This is a genomic window from Lysinibacillus sp. DFXJR4, from assembly GCF_057196045.1.
Genome location: NZ_JBXUNW010000024.1, coordinates 1 through 24921 on the forward strand (window position 1 = coordinate 1; position 24921 = coordinate 24921).

Below are 24921 nucleotides of genomic sequence, written 5' to 3' on the forward strand. Positions count from 1 at the left end.
TTTCGTTCACTAGCGAAAGCTAGCTAGTAAAAACTATATTGATTACGTTTTGCTTGTTCAGTTTTCAAGGTTCATTTACTTTATTTTCAGCGTCACCTCTTGGCGACTCATTAATAATATCAATATTCTATAACTATGTCAACACTTTCTCAAAAGAATTATATTGTTTTTTTATAATTAACTATTTCATTTCTATACTATCTTAATTAGAAAACAATAACATACTCATTAACGTTGTATGAATTTCAATTAAATTTCTGTCTCTTTATTTCTTGCGACAGTTAAACAAAAGTAGTTAACACTTAATTTTTTACTTTAAACTTTGACTTAGGCAATGGACCGTTCTCAATCCTTATGAAACCATATTTCCTTCTATTTTTTCGAAGTAAAATACGTGTCTATTTTCATAATACTACTTTTGAGTATCTACTAATTTGTAGTTTGTATGAAGTTGTGCCAGCGCATTTAAGCAGTATACGATCATCGCAATGTTCCCTCGATTGTGCACAGCTTGGTTGCTTTGCCCGTAGAACTTTTTAATATTCAGATGTTGTTTCATCCACACTTTAAAAAATACAGTCTCTTTCCTTATAAAGCTTACCTTCTTTGCTAATAGAAAAATCCCCTCCAGGCAGAATTGTATTGACTATTACTGTAGCCATTTTTCAACTCCTACTTAGAAGGGACAATATATCCTCATATTGCCTTTATAAATTTGTAATAATACGTGAAATATAGAATGTACGATTTTTCCCTAAATCAAAAATCTCACCTGAAAGGCATAATTTGATAAGTGGTCGTGTTGGTGCAAATTTATTTACAAACATTACTTCTCCACGTTCCAAATTAGACAATTCTACGATTGTTCCTATTGGTAGGTCAGCAACAATATCAATAAGTGCTCGAACTACTTTAATATCAAATTTTCCAAATTCGGATTCATTAATCATTTCGATTACTTTAAAGGATGATTGTTTAGCTCTATATACACGTTCGCAAGTCATTGCATGAAATACATCTGCAACCGCTATAATTTGAGCAAACATCGAAATATTTGCGATTTTCTCAGCCTTTGGGTAACCGCTTCCGTTTAAGCGTTCATGGTGTTGATAAATGGCTTCCTTCATTGTATCTTTTAAGATTGTTAAATCCTTGACCATATTATAACTATACGTCGGATGCTTATAAATTTCATCAAATTCCTTCTCTGTTAAGGTTGTTTTCTTATCGCGAATCCGAGGGTGAATTTTTGCCATTCCACAATCAGCTAACAGTCCCCCAATTGCAACTTGAATGGTTGTTCCTCTATCATAGCCTAATTTTTGTGCTATCACTGCTGAAATCAATGCCGTTGCAACACAATGATGATATAAATAATCTTTAGGGTTTGAATACTCATTTAAATCAAAAATGATTGTTCGATCCTCTAACACCATTTCCACTAACGGTAAAATAATTGAACGTGCTTTGGCAATATCAACTTTTGCACCAGCTTCCCAATTTTTAAATTCCTTTTTAAATTGTTCAACAGAATTATCATAGACCCTCTTAAATGTTGGAACAGCCTCAGGTGGTGCAACTAATTCGGTATCATTGACCTCTGATTGATGGTCCGTGCCATCCTTGTAAACAGAAACTCTTGAAATATTAAAAGCAAAAAAAACTTGTAAATGCTCATGGGAAATGATTGTGTTTTTAAATATTATAGGATATTGTGTATTTGCAAAAATATCCTCTGAAATTACTTTACCTACACGCAACTCCGATATTGGGACATGTATAGTTTCCATGCAATTAACACCTCTTCACTATTTCTCTTGCTTTAACAGTTAATTTCATTTTATCATGGAATTCAAAATAATTACTTATTTTTCATGAATTATGCTAAAAAACCGATGAACGGCAATTTTAGCTGCCGTCATCGGTCCCTTTATTATTCTTCTACTTCATCATTTTCTTCATTAGGCTCATCTTCTTTTTCAACTTTTGCTACAGTTGCAACAAGCTCGTCATCCCCTAAACGAATTAAACGAACTCCCTGTGTACTACGACCAATTAATGAAATATCATTGACATCCATACGAATCAACATGCCATTAATGGTAATAAGCATTAAATCCTCAGATCCATCAACAGTTTTTACAGCTACCATTGGACCGTTTTTATCAGTGATTTGCATGGTTTTCAACCCTACACCACCACGGCTCTGCAAACGATATTCTTCTTCAGAAGTACGTTTACCGTATCCTTTTTCCGTAACAACTAGGATTTCCTGACCTGGCTCTATAATTTCCATACCAACTACTTCATCACCATCACGTAGTTTAATACCACGTACACCGCCTGCAGTACGTCCCATTGAACGAATATCATCTTCTTGGAAACGAACAAGCATCCCATCGCGAGTACCTATTATGACTTGCTTGTCGCCATCTGTTAAACGAACTGAAATGAGATCATCATCTTCTCGTAAACTAATAGCTATTAACCCATTGGTGCGGATATTGGCAAATTGAGATATTGGTGTACGCTTTGTAATACCTGTCTTAGTAGTAAAGATGAAGTATGCCTCTTCATCATCAAATGAACCTACACGGATCATTGCTGTTACTTTTTCACCTTTTTCAATATTAAGTAAGTTAACAATTGGTAATCCCTTCGCTGTACGACCGAATTCTGGAATCTCATAACCTTTTGCTCTAAATACTTTTCCTTTTGAAGTGAAAAATAAAATTGTATCATGTGTGGATGTATTCATAAGATGCTCTACAAAATCGTCTTCATTGGTACCCATACCTTGCACACCACGACCACCACGTTTTTGACTACGATATGTGTTTGCAGCTAAACGTTTAATATATCCATTATGCGTTAAGGTTACGACCGAATTTTCAACTGGAATTAAATCTTCGTCCTCAATCATTTCTAGACCGCCAGAAGTAATTTCAGTTCGGCGTTTATCGTTAAAGCGTTCTTTCAATTCTAAGATTTCTGTACGAATAATATCGACAATTTTCGCCTCATCTGCAAGAATTGCCTTCAATTCAGCAATTAGTACTTGAAGCTCTTGATATTCAGCTTCAATTTTTTCACGCTCTAATCCGCTTAAACGGACTAAACGCATATCTAAAATTGCTTGTGCTTGACGTTCCGATAAATTAAAACGCTCCATTAATTGTGGTTTCGCTTCTTCACCACTACGAGAACCACGAATAATAGCAATAATTTCGTCGATATGATCAAGCGCAATACGCAAGCCCTCTAAAATATGCGCACGATCTTCAGCTTTCCTTAAGTCAAATTCTGTACGACGACGAATAATAACCTTTTGGTGCTCTAAATAATGATGCAACATCTCTTTAAGGCCCATCACTTTTGGCTGACCATTTACTAAAGACAGCATATTAATACCGAAGCTCGATTGCATTGCTGTTTGTTTATATAAATTATTTAATACTACATTGGCATTCGAATCTTTTCGTATTTCTATGACTACTCGCATACCACGACGATCAGATTCATCACGTAGATTTGTAATACCTTCAACTTTTTTATCGCGTACAAGCTCTGCTATTTTTTCAATAAGCTTAGCTTTATTTACTTGGTACGGTAACTCATGAATAAGAATTGTTTCCTTACCATTCGATTTTTGTTCAATCTCTACTTTCGCACGAATAATAATTGAGCCACGACCTGTTTCATATGCACGACGAATACCGCTTCGACCTAAAATTAATCCACCCGTTGGAAAATCAGGTCCAGGGATGATTTCCATTAATTCTTCAGTCGTAATGGCAGGATTTTCAGAAAGTGCTATTACCGCATCTATCGTTTCCCCAAGCTGATGTGGTGGAATATTCGTGGCCATACCAACAGCAATCCCTGCCGCTCCATTTACTAATAAGTTAGGATAACGACTTGGTAGCACAATAGGCTCTTTCTCTGAACCATCATAGTTATCTGTATAGTCAATTGTATCTTTATTAATATCGCGAAGCATTTCCATAGCAATACGAGACATACGTGACTCCGTATAACGCATTGCAGCTGCTCCATCACCATCCACAGATCCAAAGTTACCATGACCATCAACTAACATGTAACGATAGCTGAAATCTTGCGCCATACGAACCATCGCATCATAGATAGAAGAGTCACCATGTGGGTGGTATTTACCCATTACATCCCCAACGATACGTGCGGATTTTTTGTATGCTTTATCTGCTGTATTCCCAAGCTCCTGCATACCATATAAAATACGGCGGTGTACAGGTTTTAATCCATCACGCACATCAGGTAATGCACGTGAAACAATTACACTCATTGCATAATCAAGAAAGGATGTTTCAATTTCTTCTGTGATATTAACTCCTTTAACACCGGAGCGTTCTTGTTCTGACAAAGTGTAGACCTCCTCTCAAGAAAAATTAAATATCTAAATTAGCGTATACAGCATTTTCTTCAATAAATTGACGACGAGGTTCAACTTCATCGCCCATTAAGCGCTCAAATGCTTGGTTTGCTTTAATAGCATCATCTAATTCTACTTGTAATAATGTACGATGCTCAGGATCCATTGTCGTTTCCCAAAGCTGTTCTGCATTCATTTCACCTAAACCTTTATAACGCTGTACATTTGGCTTTGGCATTTTTGGTAGTCGCTCAAGAATAGCCTTTAATGTTTCATCATCATAGCAATACTCAACATGTTTGCCCTGCTTTACTTGATAAAGTGGTGGCTGGGCAATATAAATATAGCCTGCCTCTATCAAAGGACGAAGGAAACGGAAGAAGAATGTTAGCAATAATGTACGAATATGTGCACCATCAACATCGGCATCTGTCATAATGATAATTTTATGGTAACGAGTCTTTTCTAAATTAAATTCTTCACCAATACCTGTACCAAATGCTGTAATCATTGCACGTATTTCAGCATTCGATAAAATTTTATCTAATCTTGCTTTTTCAACATTCAAGATTTTACCACGTAACGGTAGGATTGCTTGAAAATGACGGTCACGTCCAGATTTAGCAGAACCACCAGCGGAATCACCCTCAACGATATAAATTTCACATTCTGCCGGATTTGTCGAAGAGCAATCTGCTAATTTACCAGGTAAGCTAGATACTTCAAGAGCATTTTTACGGCGTGTAAATTCACGTGCTTTCTTTGCAGCTACACGAGCACGAGCAGCCATTAAACCTTTTTCAACAATTTTACGAGCAACTGTTGGATTCTCTAACATAAAACGTTCAAAACCATCTGAGAATAGAGAATTGGTAATTTGGCTTACCTCAGAGTTACCAAGTTTAGTTTTAGTTTGCCCCTCAAACTGTGGATCAGGGTGCTTAACAGATACAATTGCTGTTAACCCCTCACGAACATCCTCACCAGTAAGATTAGCATCTGATTCCTTTAACAGACTGCTTTTGCGGGCGTAATCATTAATAACACGTGTAAGGGCTGTTTTAAAACCAGATTCATGTGTACCGCCTTCATACGTATTAATATTATTAGCAAATGAAAAAATATTAGAGGAGAATCCAGCATTATACTGCATAGCAATTTCAACTGAAATACCATCCTTTTCTCCAAGAACATCAATAGGATCATGGATAGGCTCTTTCGATTGATTTAAATGCTCTACATAAGAACGAATACCACCTTCATAGTGATATGTAGTAGAACGCTCCTCACCTTCACGCTCATCAGCAATCGTAATCTTTATCCCACGATTTAAATAAGCTAATTCACGAATACGATGTGCTAAAATGTCATATTCATAGACAGTGGTTTCTTTAAATATTTCAGGGTCGGCTTTAAAACGTGTAGTTGTGCCATTATGGTCTGTATCTCCAATAATGGTTAGCTGTTGTACAGTTTGACCGCGCTCAAATTTAATCTCATGAATATGACCTTCACGATGTACTTGAACAATCGTTTCAACTGATAATGCATTCACAACAGATGCCCCAACACCATGAAGTCCACCAGATACTTTGTAGCCACCGCCACCGAACTTACCACCCGCATGCAGTACTGTCATAATAACCTCTACAGCAGGTTTACCCATTTTTTCTTGAATACTTACTGGAATACCACGACCATTATCTTCTACTCGAATCCAATTGTCTTTTTCTATCGTTACTTTTATATCTGTACAAAATCCTGCTAGTGCCTCGTCAATACTATTATCAACAATTTCCCATACTAAGTGGTGAAGCCCTTTAGAACTTGTTGAACCGATATACATACCTGGTCTTTTACGTACGGCTTCTAAACCTTCTAATACCTGTATCTGATCGGCCTCATAAGCTTGATTTTGTAAACCTTCGTTCTCTATAGCCACGGCTTTCATCTACTCCTTCATAACATCATTTGTGTAAATGAATGAACAGTCAACCGAGCTGACTATTACCATTCTTTTGTAATCTAAAAAACTACCCGGGCTAACTTTCTTCAATCGCTCCTTGTTTCACGTGGAACAGCTGTGCATGCTCCATTGTCTCATGATGAATTCCATCAACGCTTGTAGTCGTTACAAAGGTTTGAACCTCACCCTGAATGGTATTTAATAAATGCGATTGGCGATAATCGTCGAGTTCCGACAATACATCATCTAAAAGTAATATGGGTGTTTCATTTGTTTCTTGTTTAATTAATTCGATTTCAGCAAGTTTTAATGAAAGAGCGGTAGTACGTTGTTGCCCTTGCGAACCATAAGTCTGAACATCATAGCCGTTTACTAAAAACTGCAAATCATCTCGATGTGGCCCTACTAATGTTACTCCTCGATCAAATTCTCGTTCCTTAGCTTCAATCAGCTTTTTATGCAAGAAGTTTTCAATTTCACTGGAAGCATGATCCTTTTCTATACCAGCTACAGTGCGATATTTAATAAGCAATTTTTCCTTCTCTTGAGAAATACCTCCATGAATTGGTTCTGCCCACTCTTGCAATAAATCCATAAATTGAAATCTTTTTTGAATAATTTGGGTAGCAGCGTGAATATATTGTTCATTATAGACCTCATACATCACGGTATCTGTCATTGTTTTTCCTTGATTCATTTTTAAATAGTGGTTACGTTGTTTTAAAATTTTTTGAAAGGTTAATAAATCATGTAAATAAACAGGCGAAATTTGCCCAATCTCCATATCAATAAAACGTCGTCGTATTTGCGGACTCCCTTTTACAACATTCAAATCCTCGGGAGCAAACATCACGACATTCATTTGACCAATATAATGACTAAGGCGACTTTGCTCTATATGATTAATCTTACCCTTCTTACCTTTTTTTGTAATCGTAAGCTCTATTGGTAAAATGCCATGCCTTTTTTGAACGGCCCCTTCTATTTTACCATAGTCTGAATCCCAACGTATCAATTCTTTATCGTTCGTCGTTCGGTGGGATTTAGCCATCGCCAATACGTATATAGATTCCATTACATTTGTTTTTCCTTGCGCATTTTCACCAATGAAAACATTAATTTTTGGAGAGAATTTTAAAGCTAAGGCATCATAGTTACGGTAATTTGTTAGTTTTAACTGCTCTATATGCATATCTTACTGTCCAGTGGATCCAACGATACGAAATCGACCACATCCAGGAATATTAACAATGTCTCCGTCACGTAATTTACGACCGCGGCGATCATCCACTTCTCCATTTACATATACATCATTTTCTTGTAAAAACCATTTCGCCATACCACCTGAGCTAATCGCATCGGTCATTTTTAAAAGTTGCCCTAACGTGACAAACTCCACATCAATTTCAATGTCCTTCATAGCTATGTTCCCTCCAAATTCAGACTGTCTATCTCTCTATCATACCTAAAATCTCATCATAAGTAAAAAAAGATAGCCGCAATTAGCGACTATCCTAATGTTTTCAAAGTCAATACAATCCATCGAACATGCTTTTAATTATTAATACGTACGTACAGGTAAAATTAACTGTAGTATTGCATCATCATGAACAGAACGTAAAATAAATGGTCTCATTGCCCCTGTAAATTGGATGACGACATCTTGACCATCGATGGCTTTTAATGCCTCCATCATATATTTCGCGCTAAAGGAAATTTTTAAGTTCTCCCCTTCAAGTAATTCTACCGGAATCTCCTCTTGTACTTTACCGATTTCTGGAGAGTTTGAAGAAACTTCAACAGCTTGGTTGTCTAAAATTTCAAAACGCACAACATTATTACGGTCACCACGAGCAACGAGCGATGCACGATCGATTGCTTGTAACAATGATTTCCCATTAATCGTTACATTAGTTTGATACTCTTCTGGGATTAAGCGGGTTGTATCTGGGTAGTTCCCTTCTAATAGACGTGAGAAGAACAATACTTCTCCAGTTTTAAATAACACCTGTTGGCTCGTAATAACAATTTGAACAAGGTTTGTTGAATCTTCTAATACTTTATTTAACTCATTTAAGCTTTTCCCAGGAATTACGACACTATGTTCAACTTCAGGTAAGTTTTCTAGCTGAACTTTTCGTCTTGCCAATCGGTGGCTATCTGTTGCAACACAGATTAACGCTTCATTTTTTATTTGCCAGTTTACACCTGTCAACACAGGTCTGCTTTCTGAAGTAGCAACAGCGAATACTGTTTCACGGATAATAGACTTTAATAGATCAGCGGGAATAGTAAATTTTTGATCTTCCGTTAATTCAGGTAGTAATGGGTATTCTGTAGCATCTGATCCAATTAAATGGAATTCCGATTTCCCAGAACGAATATGCGTTTGGAAACCAGGCGTTACGTTAATTTCAACCTCATTTGTTGGCAATTTACGAACGATTTCATTAAACATACGGGCTTGAACAACAATTGATCCTGTCTCTGTGATATGAATAATTTGTTGTCCATCTTCTTCCACTGGAATGAACGTTTGAATCGTAATATCAGCATCACTACCAGTTAGGCGAACTCCTTCCTCAGTAACATCAATTTTTATCCCCGTTAAAATAGGTATTGTTGTTTTAGAACTTACAGCTTTCATGACATCATTTAAACCTTCTAATAAACGGTCACGTAAAATATCAAATTTCATTCGTTTTCCCTCACATATTTATATTATTTATTTATATAAAATAAAAAAGATATAGTAATAGGTCCTGTGGATTTGTGGATAAGTATATTTAAGTGAATAAAATCAGTCTATCCACATGTAGATAGACTGTGCATAAGTTTGTGTTTAAATAATTGAATTGTCCACAGATTATTTTCCTAACATGCTTCTAATTTGTTTAATATCTTGTTGTAGTTGAACGTCATTTTTCAACATGGAAGAAATCTTTTCGTGAGCATGTATAACAGTAGTATGGTCACGTCCACCAAATTCTTCGCCAATTTTCGGCAGCGAGAAATCTGTTAATTCGCGGGATAAAAACATCGCAATTTGACGTGGGAAAGCTATTAATTTTGTACGTTTTTTGGCAGCAAAATCTTCTAAACGTATATTAAAATGCTCCCCTACTGCATTTTGAATGTCTAATATAGTGACAGTTCGCGGCTTCGAATTAGGAATGATATCCTTTAATGCTTCTGCAGCCAAAGTAGCATTAATATCCTTGTTTACTAGTGATGAATAGGCAACGACGCGAATAAGCGCACCTTCAAGCTCCCTAATATTGGAGTCGATCTGGTTCGCAATATAGAGCATTACCTCATTTGGCACTTCTAAACCGTCAGCCTTTGCTTTTTTTCGAAGGATGGCGATACGAGTCTCCAAATCTGGTGGTGCAATATCTGTGATTAATCCCCATTCAAAACGAGAACGTAAACGGTCTTCCAGAGTCGGAATCTCCTTTGGAGGACGGTCACTGGAAATAACAATTTGTTTCGATTCTTCATGCAATGTATTAAAAGTATGGAAAAATTCTTCCTGAGTTGATTCTTTTCCAGCTAAAAATTGAATATCATCAATTAGAAGTACATCTACATTGCGGTATTTGTTTCGAAAATCGAGTGCCTTATTATCCCGAATTGAGTTAATAAATTCATTTGTAAATTTTTCAGATGATAAATAGACTACCTTGGCATTTGGGTTATGTTCTAAAACATAATGACCAATTGCATGCATTAAGTGTGTCTTGCCAAGTCCTACTCCCCCATAAATAAAAAATGGGTTATAAGCCTTCGCGGGTGCTTCAGCCACAGCCAGTGAGGCAGCGTGTGCAAAGCGGTTACCAGAGCCAATAACAAACGTATCAAAAGTATACTTCGGGTTTAACATACCTGGTGAAATATCATGGTGATCGTTATTTTTTGCTTGGATGATCGGCGCTGGTAAATCAAAATCGTCCGAATCCTGGTTTTTTTGAACAACAAATTTAATAAGCAAGTCTTCGCCTGTAAGCTCCGTTAATATACCTGTAATCAAATGAATATAATGATTCTCAAGCCAGTCTCGAGCAAACGAATTTGGCGCGGCTATTGTAACAGTAGAACCACTACCATTATAAGTAAGTAGTTTCGTAGATTTTAGCCATGTTTCGAAGCTTGGTTTAGAAATTTTTTGTTCAACTTGAGCCAGGACATTGTTCCATAGTTCTTCTAAATGTTCCAAGCTGCTAATCTCCTTTACAGTTCAATACATTTACAACAAAAAAATAGTGCATTTATAAAAGGGAAAATACGTTCATTTTACACTTCATCCACAAACTAACAAGCTGTGGATAAAAGTTAACCAAAGGCTGTGATAAAAATTATCCACAGCATATCAACAGTTGTGGATAAAATAAAAGTAAATTTTAGTTTTCAACAAAGTGAAGCACAGTAATCGTATCAGAAAAACAAAGCTATTTCAATAGTTTACGAAACTTATCCACATACCATTCATTTATGCACTTACGAGTTGTCCACAGCCTCTGTTTATGTGAAAAAGCTGTAGATAAATGTTGTGGATAAAAAAACATGCAAAAAATACTATACACAACTCTGTGTAAAAAAAACAAGCCCCCTGTGGATAATTATTTTTTATGTAAGAGGCAGATAGAGGGTATGAAGAATATTGAGAAAGTCTCATTGAACAAAAAGCGGCAAATAAACTGGCGTGAAGAATAGTAGAGGCGAGATTAAACTCGTTTGACGAAAGAAATTTGTGAAATTCATTGACAAAACAACTAGATGCTTTATATAATATTCAGGTCTGTATGTTGAAAAATTCAACTTTCATTCAGGAGGTGTCTATATAAATGAAACGTACTTACCAACCAAAAAAACGTAAGCACAGTAAAGTTCACGGTTTCCGCGCGCGTATGAGCACGAAAAACGGTCGTAAAGTTCTTGCTGCTCGTCGTCGTAAAGGAAGAAAAGTTTTATCAGCATAAAATAAGTCCACTGAGCCACATCAGTGGTCTTTTTTTTCTTTATTTTTAGTAAAGCTAAATGAGGATCAAAAGATATTATCTAGTAGCAGGTGAAAGTAATGAAAAAACGCCAACGAGTAAAGAAGAATGAGGATTTTCAAAAGGTGTTTAAAAATGGTAAATCTTTCGCTAATCGTCAGTTTGTCGTTTATTTTCTGATGAAAGAGGGACAAACTGAATTTCGTATAGGTTTATCAGTAAGCAAGAAGCTAGGGAATGCAGTAACCCGCAACCAGATTAAACGCTATATTCGACAAAGTATTCATGAGTTAAAGGACGAGCTTAAGCCGAATATAGACTATGTTATTATCGCCAGACAACCGGCGGCCACTATGGATTTTCATGATGTAAAACAAAGTTTGCAGCATGTACTACGAATCGCAAAGGTATTGAAGAAAACGTAATACAGATGGTAACCAAAGTGGAAAAAGCGCCTTATTTTTGAAGTATTTCTTTTATAAAATAAAGCCAGGGAATACGTATAGGGGTATTTAGTAACAAGGTTTCACAGCAATATATGAAGAATTAGTAACAGTACTTAAGTAAATAAGCGTATATTGTTAGAATATTTAGTAGAGTGAAACGTGATAGACATGATAAAATAACTGATAACTTTATTCAGCAAAAAACAAAAAATGAATAGAGTAGCACGAATATAGATTTAGAAAAAGTGAATAGTATTTGTAGGGGGAAGAAGGTTGAAGAAACAACTTTGGGTAATTTTGTCGCTAGTAACAGTAGCATTACTGCTTTCTGGTTGTACAGAATTCAATGAACCAATTTCCAAAGATAGCACTGGCTTCTGGAATGAATTCATTGTTTGGCCGTTGGTATCAGCGATAAAATACTTTGCTGATCTGCTCGGTACGTATGCATTGGGAATTATTGCTGTAACGATTATTATTCGTTTAGCGATCCTACCATTGATGATTAAACAAACGAAGAGCTCTAAAAAGATGCAAGAAATTCAGCCAAAATTGAAGGAACTGCAAAAGAAGTATGCTTCTAAGGATGCACAAACACAGCAGCAATATCAGCAAGAAATGATGAAGCTAATGAGTGAGTCAGGTGTAAATCCAATTGCCGGATGTTTACCAGCAATCATTCAAATGCCAATTTTAATTGGCTTCTATCATGCGATTAGCCGTATGAATGCTACATCTACTTTTGATTTAGGGAATTTCTTTATCTTCCCATTAGCAGATCCTGCACCAGCATTAGCAATTACTGCAGGTTTAATGCAATTTATTGTATTACGTACGGGTCCAGCGATGGATAACCCTCAAATGAAAATGATGATGTACATTATGCCATTTATGATTATTGCTTTCGGTATGGCATTGCCAGCAGCATTATCACTATACTGGGTAATCGGTAATATTATCTCGATTATTCAAAACCTGTTTATTTATAAACCTTGGAATAAAGATAAAACACAACCTGCTCAAAATGGAGGGGCTAAAAAGTGAAACAACTTACGCAAATAGGCGCAACAACACAAGAAGCGATCTCATTAGCGTTACAGAAACTTGGCAAAACCCGTGAACAAGTAGATGTTGAAGTTTTACAAGAAGGTAAAAAAGGATTTTTAGGTTTTGGGGCACGTTCTGCACAGGTACGTGTGACAGTAAAGGAAGCACAGATTCCAATAGTTGAGACAGAAAAGGTTGAACAGCAAAATCTGACTCAATTGAACGAACAAGTAATAGATGATGTTGAAACAATAAGTTCACAAGTTTCTGAACAACCAAGTGAAATCGAAGCAGTTCAACAAGTCAAAGAAGACTCTGAAGAGGAAGAAGCCTCAGCTAATCCTATTGATGAGGCAAAAGCTTACTTAGTAAATATTGCTAAGCAATTGGATATCCATGATCTTGACATTGAAACGACACGGGAAGGAAAATATGTATTATTTCAGCTAAAATGTGAGAAAGCTGCACTGCTTATAGGGAAGCGTGGTCAAACATTAAATTCTCTACAGCAATTGACACAACTTGTATTAAATAAAAGTGCTAAGCAATTCTTAATGGTGAAATTAGATGTTGAAAACTATCGTGAACGTCGTCAAGAGGCATTAGAGTTACTAGCAGACCGTATGGCAGATAAAGCTCTTCGCTTAAATCAACGAGTAGCATTTGAGCCGATGCAGTCATACGAAAGAAAAATTATTCATAATCAATTGGCAAATCGCCTTGATATTGAAACATACTCAGAAGGAACGGAGCCAAATCGTTATTTAGTAATTGAACCTGTAAAGAACGGTTAAACTTCGTAAAAAACATACAGACAAAACATGAGCCATTTTATCTTAACGATAAAATGGCTTTTTTTAATCACTATTGATTTATCCACAATTGGAAAATATCCTTACTTTAGATTTTGTTGAAAATATGTTAGTCTAAGGTGTTAGTAAGTTTTGGTCGGTTTTTAATTATCCACATGTGGATAACGTTGAGGAGGTCATTAAATGGAGTTTGATACAATTGCTGCGATATCCACACCAATGGGTGAGGGAGCCATAGCCATCGTCCGTTTAAGTGGAGATGAAGCAGTGGCAATTGCAGATAAAATATTCAGATCGCCTGGTGGAAAAAGCTTAAAAACGAAGGCTTCACATACGATTCATTATGGGCATTTAGTCGATCCTAAAACAAATGAGGTAGTAGAGGAAGTAATGCTGTCATTAATGCGTGGACCAAAAACATTCACGCGTGAGGATGTAGTAGAAATCAATTGTCATGGTGGGCTAGTTTCTGTAAATAGAGTGTTGAAATTAGTGTTAACGAATGGAGCAAGACTAGCAGAGCCAGGTGAATTTACAAAACGAGCATTTTTAAATGGACGTATAGATTTATCACAAGCTGAAGCGGTAATGGATTTAATAAGAGCTAAGACAGACAGGGCGATGAATGTGGCTTTAGGTCAAATGGATGGAAAATTGTCGCGTTTAATAGGTGATCTACGCCAAGCATTACTAGAGACATTAGCACAAGTAGAGGTTAATATAGATTATCCTGAGTATGATGATGTAGAAGAGATGACAGTACCTGTTTTGGTAGAAAAATGTACGTGGGTACGTAATGAAATTATGAAACTTCTGCAAACATCCTCTCAAGGGAAAATACTACGTGAAGGTTTATCTACGGTTATTTTAGGTCGCCCAAATGTCGGTAAGTCTTCTCTTTTAAATAGTTTAGTCCAAGAGAATAAAGCTATTGTGACAGATATTGCAGGGACAACTCGTGATATTATAGAAGAGTACGTCAATGTACGTGGAGTACCACTTCGTTTAGTGGATACAGCTGGAATTCGAGAAACAGAGGATATTGTTGAACGAATTGGAGTTGAACGTTCTCGTGAAGCTTTACGTGGAGCAGATTTAATATTGTTTGTATTAAATTATGCTGATGAACTGACTACCGAGGATGAACGCTTATTCGAAACAATTGAGGCAATGGATTATATCGTTATTATTAATAAAACAGATTTACCACAGAAAATTGATATAGCTCGCGTAAAAGAGTTAGCGGGTAGTCATCGTATTGTGACAACATCTCTTTTACAGGAGGAAGGTATCACGGAATTAGAGGAAGCAATTGCGGCGCTATTCTTTGAAGGACAAATCGAAGCGGGCGATTTAACATATGTTTCAAATGCAAGACACATTGCACTATTGCATCAAGCACAAGCAACAGTTGAGGATGCATTAGCTGCAGCCCAAGCAGGTGTACCTGTGGATATGGTGCAAATAGATGTAACAAGAACGTGGGAAATACTTGGTGAAATTATTGGTGACACTGTACAGGAAAGCCTTATAAATCAGCTATTTTCACAGTTCTGCTTAGGAAAATAAATTTATGAAAGAAAGGAAGATACGAGCTATGCCAACAAAATATGAGGCAGGCACGTTTGATGTTATCGTCATTGGCGCAGGTCATGCAGGCTCAGAAGCTGCTCACGCCGCTGCCAAAATGGGTGCTAACACACTGATGCTGACGATCAATTTAGATATGATTGCGTTTATGCCATGTAATCCATCAATAGGTGGCCCTGCAAAAGGTATTGTAGTACGAGAAATTGACGCTTTAGGCGGAGCTATGGGGAAAGTCATTGATAAAACCCATATTCAAATGCGTATGTTAAATACAGGGAAAGGTCCTGCAGTACGGGCTTTACGAGCACAGGCAGATAAAGTTTTATACCAACAAGAAATGAAACGTGTGTTGGAGGAAACTGCAAATTTAACGATCCATCAAGGAATGGTGGATGAACTAATTATTGAAGATGGGGAAGTAAAAGGTGTCATTACACAAATTGGCGCCGTTTATCGTGCTAAAACAGTTGTTGTCACAACGGGAACATTCCTTCGTGGTGAGATCATTATTGGAGATGTTAAATATTCAAGTGGTCCTAATAACCAACAGCCTTCTATACGATTAGCCGATAATTTAAAAGAGCTTGGTTTTGATCTTGTTCGCTTTAAAACGGGAACTCCACCACGTGTGAACAGCCGTACAATTGATTACGACAAAACGGAAATTCAACCAGGAGATGATGTTCCACGTGCATTCAGCTTTGAAACGACTGAATTTATCATGGATCAGCTTCCTTGCTGGTTAACCTATACAAGCCCTGAAACGCACGAAATTATTGAGGCGAACTTACATCTATCTCCGATGTACTCTGGGATGATTAAAGGAACGGGACCACGTTATTGCCCATCTATTGAAGACAAGGTTGTTCGCTTTAATGACAAGCCACGCCATCAGATTTTCCTAGAGCCAGAAGGTCGCAACACACGTGAAGTCTATGTTCAAGGTTTATCAACAAGTTTACCGGAGCATGTACAATCTCGTTTACTAAAATCAATTCCTGGTTTAGAAAAGGCAGAAATGATGCGTGCCGGCTATGCCATCGAATATGATGCGATTGTGCCTACACAGCTATGGCCAACATTAGAAACAAAACGCATTAAAGGGCTATATACAGCCGGTCAAATTAACGGAACATCTGGTTACGAGGAAGCGGCTGCACAAGGCTTAATGGCAGGGATGAATGCTGCGGCAAACTCACTTGGAAAAGAAGAGCTCATTTTAAGTCGCTCAGATGCTTATATTGGTGTATTAATCGATGACCTTGTAACAAAAGGTACAAATGAACCGTATCGCTTACTAACATCTCGTGCTGAATACCGTTTACTACTTCGCCACGATAATGCTGATTTACGTTTAGTAGAGCTAGGGTATAAAATGGGGATGGTTGCAGAAGAGAGATATGCCCAATTCAATGAGAAAAAAGAGCTGATTGAAAAGGAAATCGCACGTCTTCGTGAAATTATTATTAAACCAAATGAAGCTACACAGGCTGTTATTCGTTCAGTAGGCGGTAGTGAACTGAAAGATGGTATTCGTGGAGCGGATTTATTAAAACGCCCAGAGATGCATTATGAATTAATTTCTTCACTTATTCCTGCAGATGTTGAGTTTTCGGAAGAAGTAAAGGAACAAATCGAGATTCAGCTTAAATATGAAGGTTATATCGAAAAAGCATTGCAACAAGTGGAAAAGCTTCATAAAATGGAAACTAAAAAAATCCCAGAAAATATTGATTATGATGCTATTTCAGGTTTAGCAACAGAGGCGCGTCAAAAATTAAAACAAGTTACACCACTTTCTATTGCACAGGCCTCTCGTATTTCTGGTGTGAATCCAGCTGATATTTCCATTCTGCTTGTTTATATTGAACAAGGTAAAATCGCGAAAGTAAGTAGCTAATCATCAAGAACAGTAAAGTGAATAAGGGGCGGGCATACCTTTGTGCCCGCTTCCTATTTTTCAGGCTATTTAACATAGCTTAAATACGCTTACTGGCCATATAGCTAAAGGAGACTTTACATGAACGAACAACAATTTATTGAGGCTTTAAAGGAAAAGGGGATAGAGCTCTCCGATCATCAAATTACTCAATTTAAAAAGTACTTTCAACTCCTTGTTGAGTGGAATGAAAAAATGAACCTAACGGCTATTACTGATTTAGAGGGTGTTTATTTAAAGCATTTTTATGATTCCATTAGTGCATCCTTCTATTTTGATTTTTCAACCGTGACAACAGTTTGTGATGTAGGAGCAGGGGCTGGTTTCCCAAGTATCCCAATTAAGATCTGCTACCCACATTTACACATCACTATTGTAGATTCTTTAAATAAAAGAATTACATTTTTAAATCATCTTAGTGATGAGTTGCAATTAGAGAATATGCATTTTGTACATGCTCGAGCAGAAGAGTTTGGCCAAAATCCAAAATATCGTGAGCAATTTGATATTGTAACAGCTCGTGCAGTAGCCCGATTAGCGGTCTTATCAGAGCTATGTGTACCATTAGCAAAACAAGGTGGATATTTTGTTGCCTTAAAAGCAGCAGCAGGTGCAGAAGAATTAAAAGATGCTAAAGAAGCATTGACTACATTAGGCGTTTCATTAAAAGAAGAATTTTCTTTCCATTTACCAGTTGAAGAAAGTGACCGTATTTTATATATCTTTGATAAAATAAAAGGAACACCGAAAAAATATCCGCGTAAACCAGGTGTACCAAATAAAACACCAATTCAATAATTAGTGTTTCATGTGAAACTTCTCAAAGTAGAAAATATTTTTTCTATTTTGAGCATACATACTAGTTATGGATGGTTCACGCAAATGACATCTATGAACTATATACATTTTAGGAAATATAATAAATAATAATAGAATGACACAGAGCAAGATAGTTACTTAAAGGTGGTGCCACTTGGATGAAAAGTCCTTTTTCACGTTTTTTTGGAGGCGGAAGTAAAACAGAGCCTAGTGTGAAAAATGAAGTAGAACAAGCAGAGGCGGTTCATGCAGCAGAAGAAGTTATAAAATTGCCTATTGATCAAATTGTACCTAACCGTTTTCAGCCACGTACTATTTTTGATGATGAAAAAATTGAAGAATTATCAAGAACCATTCATACACATGGTGTGATTCAGCCAATTGTTGTACGTAAAACATCAGAAAATCAATATGAAATCATTGCTGGAGAACGTCGTTATCGAGCGATGAAAAAGCTACAATGGACAGAAGTCCCTGCTATTGTACGTAATTTAACTGATAAGGAAACAGCATCTATTGCATTAATAGAGAACTTACAGCGTGAGGAGTTAACGGCGATTGAAGAAGCTGTAGCCTATCAAAAATTATTAGAGCTTCATGAGCTAACACAGGAAGCTCTGGCCCAGCGACTTGGAAAAGGACAATCCACTGTAGCTAATAAATTACGTTTATTAAAGCTGCCGGATGAAGTGCAGCAAGCAATTTTGAAGCGTAAAATATCTGAACGACATGCACGTGCATTAATTGCAATTAAAGATCAGCCATTACAACTAGAGATTTTACAACAGATAATTGAAAATGATTGGAATGTTCGTCAGCTAGAAGAGCACATCCATCTATTATTGCATCCAGAGACAGCAGATCAAGAAGATGCACCAAAGAAGGCGAAACCAAAACGTAAGGCAATTAGTAAAGATGTCCGCATTGCATTGAATACGATTAAACAATCGCTATCAATGGTAACCAAAAGTGGGATAACGGTTAAGACCGAGGAAGAGGACACAGAGGAATATTATCAAATTACAGTGAAAATACCTAAAAAGAAAAAATCTTAGAGTTAATATTATTTTAGAAAAATAATCAATTTCGTCTTGGCGTAATTGTTGCTGTCGCTTCGCTTTCGCACAGATAAATTGCCACAGAACGTGGCGTTCTTAGACTAAGTTCCGCTATTTCAGGAGGTGTTTGGACATCCACTGAAAAGGAACCAACACCACTTTCATCTCATTACCGGTAGAGGTGGGAGTCTTCTGTATCTGCCGCTATGCTTTCGATACAAAAAACATCTGCAAAATGAAGATAAATTAACTTTTATCCCTCTGTTTAGAGGAGGCATTTCAGAAATATATCTGAGATGCCTCCTTTTTTGTATATATTCTTAATATTTTATACAACTCTTTTCTGTTTTTTTGATAGAATGAGAATTAGATAGCGGTATGGAGTAGTGATTTTACAAATGATTTGTCAAAGTAAGCTTTGATAGATGAAAGCAGGTGCTTTTAAATGGGTAGAATTATAGCAATCGCCAATCAAAAGGGTGGCGTAGGTAAAACAACGACATCGGTCAATTTGAGCGCTTGTCTAGCATATTTAGGAAAGAAAGTGCTATTAATTGATGCTGATCCACAGGGCAATACAACGAGTGGTTTAGGTGTCAATAAAGGAGAACTTCAAGGCTGTATTTATGATGTCTTGATTGATGATGAAAACGTTGAAAATGTCATTCAAGAAACAAATGTAGAAAACTTATCTATAGTTCCAGCAACGATTTCACTGGCTGGAGCGGAAATCGAATTAGTTTCAACTATATCAAGAGAAGTACGTTTAAAGCACGCACTTCAAAATGTGAAAGAAGCCTATGATTATATTATTATTGATTGTCCACCGTCTTTAGGGCTTTTAACTATTAATGCTTTAACGGCATCCGATGCATTAATTATTCCAGTTCAATGTGAGTATTATGCATTAGAAGGGCTTAGTCAGCTATTGTCTACTGTTCGTTTAGTGCAGAAGCATTTAAATCAACAACTTTACATTGATGGTGTACTGTTAACGATGCTTGATGCACGAACAAACTTAGGCTTACAAGTAATTGATGAAGTAAAAAAATATTTCCAAGATAAAGTATATAGAACAATTATTCCTCGAAATGTGCGATTAAGTGAGGCTCCAAGTCATGGGCAGCCAATTATTATTTATGACGCAAAATCAAGAGGTGCAGAAGTTTATCTAGAGATGGCGAGGGAAGTGATTAAAAATGGCTAAAGGTTTAGGAAAAGGCATTGGTGCATTATTTCCTGGAGAGTCTTTAGAACAAAGTGGGCAAGTAGAAGAAATTCAATTAGAGTTAATCGTTGCAAATCCATTTCAGCCTCGTAAAATTTTTGATGAAGAAACGTTACAAGAATTAGCAGACTCTATACAGGAGCATGGCATTCTACAGCCTATTGCAGTAAGGAAAAAAGGGCGTAAATATGAAATTGTTGCTGGGGAACGTCGTTATCGTGCCGCTCAATTAGCAGATTTAGAGGTTATTCCAGCTATTATAAAAGAATTTTCAGATGCACAAATGATGGAGTTAGCTATTTTAGAAAATTTACAACGTGAAGATTTAACAGTTATTGAAGAAGCTGAAGCTTACCAAAGCTTAATGGAAAACTTACATTTAACACAGGAGGAGTTATCCAAGCGATTAGGGAAGAGTAGACCACATATAGCCAATCATGTTCGTTTACTAGCACTACCAGAGGATGTTCGCACATTAATGAATGATGGTACTCTATCAATGGGTCAGGGACGAGCATTACTAGGATTGAAAAATAAAAGAAGGATTCCTGAGGTTGCAAATAAGGTCATTAAACAAGGCTTAAATGTACGTCAGGTAGAAATGCTCGTACAAACAATAAATGAAGAAGTTTCACGTGAAACAATTCAGCCAAAGAAAAAGGATATATTTGTTGTCGCAAAGGAAACACAACTACGAGATTATTTTGGAACAAATGTCCAAATAAAGAAGGCTAATAATAAAGGGAAAATAGAAATTGAATTTTACTCTGAGGATGATTTAGAACGTATTTTAGAAATATTAAATTTACAAGATGAGTAATGCTAAATTTCTATAACTAAATCAGAGCGCCGAGCTATAAGGCGCTCTCTATTTTTCTAGAGAGAAGGAAGGCTGAAATGTGGTTTTATTTGGAGCTCTAATAAATGCACTTTTAATAATAGCAGGCTCAATCGTGGGAAGAATTTTTAAAAATATCCCTGAATCAATGAAGTCTACCGTATTATCAATCATTGGCTTAGCAGTTGCACTTTTAGGGATTAAAATGGGCTTTGAAAGTGATAACTTTATTATAATGGTGGTAAGTTTAGTAGTAGGTACTGTTATTGGTGAATGGTTAGATTTAGATAAGCAAATGAATCGACTAGGGCAATGGGTTGAATCTTTATTTAGCAAAAAACGTACCGATAATAATCAAATTAGTATTGCAGAGGGCTTTGTAACGGCTTCATTGATTTTTGTAGTTGGTTCTATGGCTGTTATAGGTGCTCTAGATAGTGGTCTGCGCAATGATCATAATGTACTCATAACGAAAGGTTTAATCGATGGATTTACTTCGATTATCTTAGCATCTACATTAGGCATAGGTGTACTATTATCTGCAGTGCCTGTTTTTCTTTATCAAGGAGTAATTGCACTTTTCGCAGGTGTTATCAGCTCCTTTATACCAGATGAAGCGTTACAAATGTTTATAACTGAGATGACTGCTGTAGGTGGTGTCATGATTTTAGCCATTGGTTTAAATATTGCAGGCTTAACCAAGATCAAGGCTGCTAACTTGTTGCCAGGTATCGTCGTTGTCGGCATTATGGTCGCAATCTTCTATACTTTTCAGTGAGAAACGATGTGCAGCGAGTAATAGCGCTCTGGAAAGTTTTTCAGCCATCGCATAAGAAATATGAAGTCTTGTATTTTGTAAAACAAGCATCTCCATAAAGCCTCCAATATTGACGATTCCTTTAACCGAAATGTCACCAATTGGAGGTAATTGCTTTTTAACAGCCTTACCAGGGAAAATAGGTCCACTCTGTACAGAAATATGCCCAACATTTTGTTCACTACCAAGACAGGCATCAATCGCAATAATAAAAGGTTTTGTAGTATGATTGTGTAACTGTTGGATTGTAGCGTCTAAATTAAGAGCATGTAAAGGATCCTCTAAAGAACCTACAACATCATATGGAAAACTAACAGATTTTTTTAGAAAACTACCTGTTAATGGCCCCAGGGTATCACCTGTACAACGGTCACTTCCAATACAACAGAAAATAAGTCGTTCATGATGAAATGGTATATGTTCTAAAAACAATGTACTTAGTTGCCAAACAGCATTTTTACTTTCATGATGAAGAGAATAAGGAAGTAATAAATTTGGTATAGTATTCATAAAAAAACTCACTTTCTTTTTTATTTGGAAGAAGTGCTCAATTTTTATGCAGTATACACAAATTTTTAGCAGGCTATACAAGAGGTGGTAATATTGGAATTCAACAAGAGATTGATGGAGAATTATTGGAATAAACTAACATCGGAAGAGTTTTGGGAACAGGCTGTAGATGCAACCATTGATATTATGATTATCCTTATTGTTTCATGGATTGCAGTACGATTAGGGAAAAAATTTATTAAAAAAGTTTTCTTAATACGCATTCGTTCACCATTAAACCATTCAGAGCGTCGACAGCGAACAATTTCAAGATTATTACAAAGTATTATTTCCTATGCTGTTTATTTTTCCGCCATTATTGCCATTTTATCTAGACTAGATATTAAAATAGCGGGATTATTGGCTGGTGCAGGTATAGTTGGTTTAGCCATTGGTTTTGGTGCACAAAGTTTAGTAAAGGATGTTATTACTGGATTTTTTATTATTTTTGAAGATCAATTTGGTGTTGGTGATTATATAAAAATCAATGGTGCTGAAGGAACTGTTGTAGAAATAGGCTTACGAACAACAAAGATTAACGGAGGTACTGGTGAGCAATTTATTATTCCAAATGGTTCAATTGGGGAAGTTGTGAACTATTCTGTCAATAACTCTAAAATTTTTATAGATTTACAGATGACAAGTGATGCCGACTTTGAAAGGGCAGAATCGATTATAAAGAAATATTTAGAATCATTACCAGATGTTCATAAAGAGCTAGTAACAGTACCAGCCTTTTTAGGTGTACAAAATGTCAAGGGCACTGAAGTAACGATACGTATCGTGGCTGAGACATTACCACAGCAACAATATGGAGTGGCACGTACTATTCGTAGAGATGTGACAAAGCTTTTTGAAGAAAATAATATACCAATGTCTCATCCAAAAATGATGTTATATGGTGTTAAAGATGAAGGGAGAAATGAGTAATGGAACCGAAGAAATTTGGTCTAAATGATATTGTTGAAATGAAGAAGCAGCATCCATGTGGCACAAACAAGTGGAAGATTATTCGTATGGGTGCAGATGTCCGAATTAAATGTGAAGGCTGTCAGCATAGTGTCATGATTCCACGCCGTGAATTTGAAAAAAAAATGAAGAAGGTTTTAATTTCTGCTAGTGAGGCATAGCTTCAGGCGTATTAGACTTTTTAAGAGTGAATCAATATAATAGATAAGGTTATATGAGAGAAAAATGAACAGATCATAGAAAGGTTGTGTCCATTCATGGCATTAACAGCTGGAATCGTTGGTTTACCTAACGTTGGGAAATCAACATTATTTAACGCAATTACAAAAGCGGGCGCATTGGCTGCAAACTATCCATTCGCAACAATCGATCCAAACGTTGGTATTGTTGAAGTACCAGATGCACGTTTAGATAAATTAACAGAATTAGTAATACCGAAAAAAACAGTACCAACAGCGTTTGAATTCACTGATATCGCAGGAATTGTAAAAGGTGCTTCCAAGGGTGAAGGATTAGGAAATAAATTCCTGGCGCATATTCGAGAAGTAGATGCCATCTGCCAAGTTGTACGTTGCTTTGTAGATGAAAATATTACGCACGTATCAGGAGCAGTTGATCCAATTGATGATATTGAGGTCATAAATTTAGAGCTTGCACTTGCTGATTTAGAATCTGTAGACAAGCGTTTACAGCGTGTTAGTAAAATGGCCAAGCAAAAAGACAAGGAAGCAATGATTGAGGAGCCTGTACTACTAAAAATTAAAGAACAATTAGAAAACGGTCGACCTGCACGTGCTGCTGAGCTTTCTGAGGATGAATTAAAGGTTATCAAGGGCCTTCATCTTTTAACAATTAAACCAATGCTTTATGTGGCTAACGTTTCAGAAGATGAAGTGGCAGATGCTGATAACAACGAGTATGTGAAAAAAGTACGTGAGTATGCGTCTGCTGAAGGTGCGCAAGTTATTACAATTTGTGCAAAGATTGAAGAAGAAATTTCTGAGCTTGATGATGAAGAAAAAGCCATGTTCCTAGAAGAACTAGGCATTAAAGAATCAGGTCTAGATCAATTAATCCGTACTTCTTATGATTTACTCGGACTAGCAACTTACTTTACAGCAGGGGTACAAGAGGTACGTGCCTGGACTTTCCGAAAAGGAATGAAGGCACCACAATGTGCTGGGATCATTCATACTGACTTTGAACGTGGTTTTATTCGTGCAGAAACAGTTGCGTTCGATGATTTAGTAGAGGCTGGATCTCAAGCTGCTGCTAAAGAAGCTGGTAAAGTACGTCTTGAAGGTAAAGAGTATATTGTACAAGATGGAGATATTATGTTATTCCGTTTCAATGTATAAAACATAAACAGGGGCAATCTTTAACGGATTGCCTTTTTTGTTTAGGATAATCTGTTCATTTTGAAAGGTGGGTACAG

Annotated in this window: 22 protein-coding genes and 1 pseudogene; 14 read left to right on the forward strand and 9 right to left on the reverse strand. The window is 36.6% G+C overall.

Annotation, left to right across the window (positions count from 1 at the left end):
- Window positions 1–439: 439 nt before the first annotated feature.
- The 8 genes and pseudogenes from AC2CGN_RS23975 to dnaA form a co-directional block, all read right to left on the reverse strand.
- Window positions 440–577 (reverse strand): annotated as a pseudogene (locus AC2CGN_RS23975) (IS4 family transposase); the annotation flags it as partial.
- 130 nt (window positions 578–707) lie between these two features.
- Window positions 708–1790: an HD-GYP domain-containing protein gene (locus AC2CGN_RS23980; RefSeq protein WP_429983564.1), complete on the reverse strand. Its 1083-nt coding sequence runs from the start codon at window positions 1788–1790 to the stop codon at window positions 708–710.
- A 143-nt stretch (window positions 1791–1933) separates the two neighbouring features.
- Window positions 1934–4402 (reverse strand): DNA gyrase subunit A, encoded by a 2469-nt coding sequence (gene gyrA, locus AC2CGN_RS23985; RefSeq protein WP_286923233.1) that lies wholly within the window; start codon window positions 4400–4402, stop codon window positions 1934–1936.
- 25 nt (window positions 4403–4427) lie between these two features.
- Window positions 4428–6362, reverse strand: a complete 1935-nt coding sequence (gene gyrB, locus AC2CGN_RS23990; RefSeq protein ID WP_429983562.1) for a DNA topoisomerase (ATP-hydrolyzing) subunit B — start codon at window positions 6360–6362, stop codon at window positions 4428–4430.
- Between the two features lie 91 nt (window positions 6363–6453).
- On the reverse strand, window positions 6454–7569 hold the full coding sequence (gene recF / locus AC2CGN_RS23995) for a DNA replication/repair protein RecF (protein ID WP_484516684.1): 1116 nt from the start codon (window positions 7567–7569) through the stop codon (window positions 6454–6456).
- A 3-nt stretch (window positions 7570–7572) separates the two neighbouring features.
- Window positions 7573–7797 (reverse strand): S4 domain-containing protein YaaA, encoded by a 225-nt coding sequence (gene yaaA / locus AC2CGN_RS24000; RefSeq protein WP_054771591.1) that lies wholly within the window; start codon window positions 7795–7797, stop codon window positions 7573–7575.
- 141 nt (window positions 7798–7938) lie between these two features.
- Entirely contained in the window at window positions 7939–9075 is a 1137-nt protein-coding gene (gene dnaN, locus AC2CGN_RS24005) for a DNA polymerase III subunit beta (protein ID WP_283870211.1), read from the reverse strand.
- Between the two features lie 168 nt (window positions 9076–9243).
- On the reverse strand, window positions 9244–10593 hold the full coding sequence (dnaA, locus tag AC2CGN_RS24010) for a chromosomal replication initiator protein DnaA (protein ID WP_283870210.1): 1350 nt from the start codon (window positions 10591–10593) through the stop codon (window positions 9244–9246).
- A 628-nt stretch (window positions 10594–11221) separates the two neighbouring features.
- Here dnaA and rpmH point away from each other — a divergent pair.
- The 11 genes from rpmH to AC2CGN_RS24065 all read left to right on the forward strand — a co-directional run bounded on the left by rpmH (window position 11222) and on the right by AC2CGN_RS24065 (window position 21929).
- On the forward strand, window positions 11222–11356 hold the full coding sequence (gene rpmH, locus AC2CGN_RS24015; RefSeq protein WP_004233310.1) for a 50S ribosomal protein L34: 135 nt from the start codon (window positions 11222–11224) through the stop codon (window positions 11354–11356).
- Window positions 11357–11454: 98 nt separating this feature from the next.
- The gene (gene rnpA / locus AC2CGN_RS24020; RefSeq protein WP_283870209.1) at window positions 11455–11799 is read left to right on the forward strand and encodes a ribonuclease P protein component; all 345 of its coding nucleotides are present in this window, start codon (window positions 11455–11457) and stop codon (window positions 11797–11799) included.
- A gap of 294 nt (window positions 11800–12093) precedes the next feature.
- Window positions 12094–12864, forward strand: coding sequence for a membrane protein insertase YidC (gene yidC / locus AC2CGN_RS24025; RefSeq protein ID WP_286923228.1), 771 nt, complete (start codon window positions 12094–12096; stop codon window positions 12862–12864).
- Entirely contained in the window at window positions 12861–13661 is an 801-nt protein-coding gene (gene jag / locus AC2CGN_RS24030) for an RNA-binding cell elongation regulator Jag/EloR (protein ID WP_484516688.1), read from the forward strand. The genes yidC and jag overlap by 4 nt, the downstream gene beginning before the upstream one ends.
- A 201-nt stretch (window positions 13662–13862) precedes the next feature.
- The gene (gene mnmE / locus AC2CGN_RS24035; RefSeq protein WP_484516690.1) at window positions 13863–15248 is read left to right on the forward strand and encodes a tRNA uridine-5-carboxymethylaminomethyl(34) synthesis GTPase MnmE; all 1386 of its coding nucleotides are present in this window, start codon (window positions 13863–13865) and stop codon (window positions 15246–15248) included.
- Between the two features lie 28 nt (window positions 15249–15276).
- A complete protein-coding gene (mnmG, locus tag AC2CGN_RS24040) occupies window positions 15277–17169 on the forward strand; it encodes a tRNA uridine-5-carboxymethylaminomethyl(34) synthesis enzyme MnmG (protein WP_286923237.1) in 1893 nt (630 codons plus the stop codon).
- A 120-nt stretch (window positions 17170–17289) separates the two neighbouring features.
- Complete coding sequence (gene rsmG, locus AC2CGN_RS24045; RefSeq protein WP_484516692.1) at window positions 17290–18006, forward strand: 16S rRNA (guanine(527)-N(7))-methyltransferase RsmG; 717 nt, start codon at window positions 17290–17292, stop codon at window positions 18004–18006.
- A gap of 179 nt (window positions 18007–18185) precedes the next feature.
- Window positions 18186–19082, forward strand: coding sequence for a nucleoid occlusion protein (gene noc, locus AC2CGN_RS24050; protein WP_429988362.1), 897 nt, complete (start codon window positions 18186–18188; stop codon window positions 19080–19082).
- 448 nt (window positions 19083–19530) lie between these two features.
- Window positions 19531–20292, forward strand: a complete 762-nt coding sequence (locus AC2CGN_RS24055) for a ParA family protein (protein WP_283870202.1) — start codon at window positions 19531–19533, stop codon at window positions 20290–20292.
- Entirely contained in the window at window positions 20285–21133 is an 849-nt protein-coding gene (locus AC2CGN_RS24060) for a ParB/RepB/Spo0J family partition protein (protein WP_286923225.1), read from the forward strand. Before AC2CGN_RS24055 ends, AC2CGN_RS24060 begins: the two co-directional genes overlap by 8 nt.
- Before the next feature lie 79 nt (window positions 21134–21212).
- Window positions 21213–21929 carry a DUF554 domain-containing protein gene (locus AC2CGN_RS24065; RefSeq protein WP_286923224.1) on the forward strand — a complete coding sequence of 239 codons (717 nt, stop codon included), beginning with the start codon at window positions 21213–21215 and terminating at the stop codon, window positions 21927–21929.
- Here the strand turns inward: AC2CGN_RS24065 and yyaC are convergent.
- Entirely contained in the window at window positions 21846–22478 is a 633-nt protein-coding gene (gene yyaC / locus AC2CGN_RS24070) for a spore protease YyaC (protein ID WP_484516695.1), read from the reverse strand. The genes AC2CGN_RS24065 and yyaC overlap by 84 nt on opposite strands.
- Window positions 22479–22592: 114 nt before the next feature.
- On the opposite strand from yyaC, the gene AC2CGN_RS24075 reads away from it, so the two are divergent.
- The 3 genes from AC2CGN_RS24075 (at window position 22593) to ychF (ending at window position 24844) form a co-directional block, all read left to right on the forward strand.
- Window positions 22593–23447, forward strand: a complete 855-nt coding sequence (locus tag AC2CGN_RS24075) for a mechanosensitive ion channel family protein (protein ID WP_286923222.1) — start codon at window positions 22593–22595, stop codon at window positions 23445–23447.
- Window positions 23447–23647: a DUF951 domain-containing protein gene (locus tag AC2CGN_RS24080; RefSeq protein ID WP_054771598.1), complete on the forward strand. Its 201-nt coding sequence runs from the start codon at window positions 23447–23449 to the stop codon at window positions 23645–23647. The genes AC2CGN_RS24075 and AC2CGN_RS24080 overlap by 1 nt, the downstream gene beginning before the upstream one ends.
- A 96-nt stretch (window positions 23648–23743) precedes the next feature.
- Window positions 23744–24844, forward strand: a complete 1101-nt coding sequence (ychF, locus tag AC2CGN_RS24085) for a redox-regulated ATPase YchF (RefSeq protein ID WP_286923221.1) — start codon at window positions 23744–23746, stop codon at window positions 24842–24844.
- The last annotated feature ends 77 nt before the right edge of the window (window positions 24845–24921 follow it).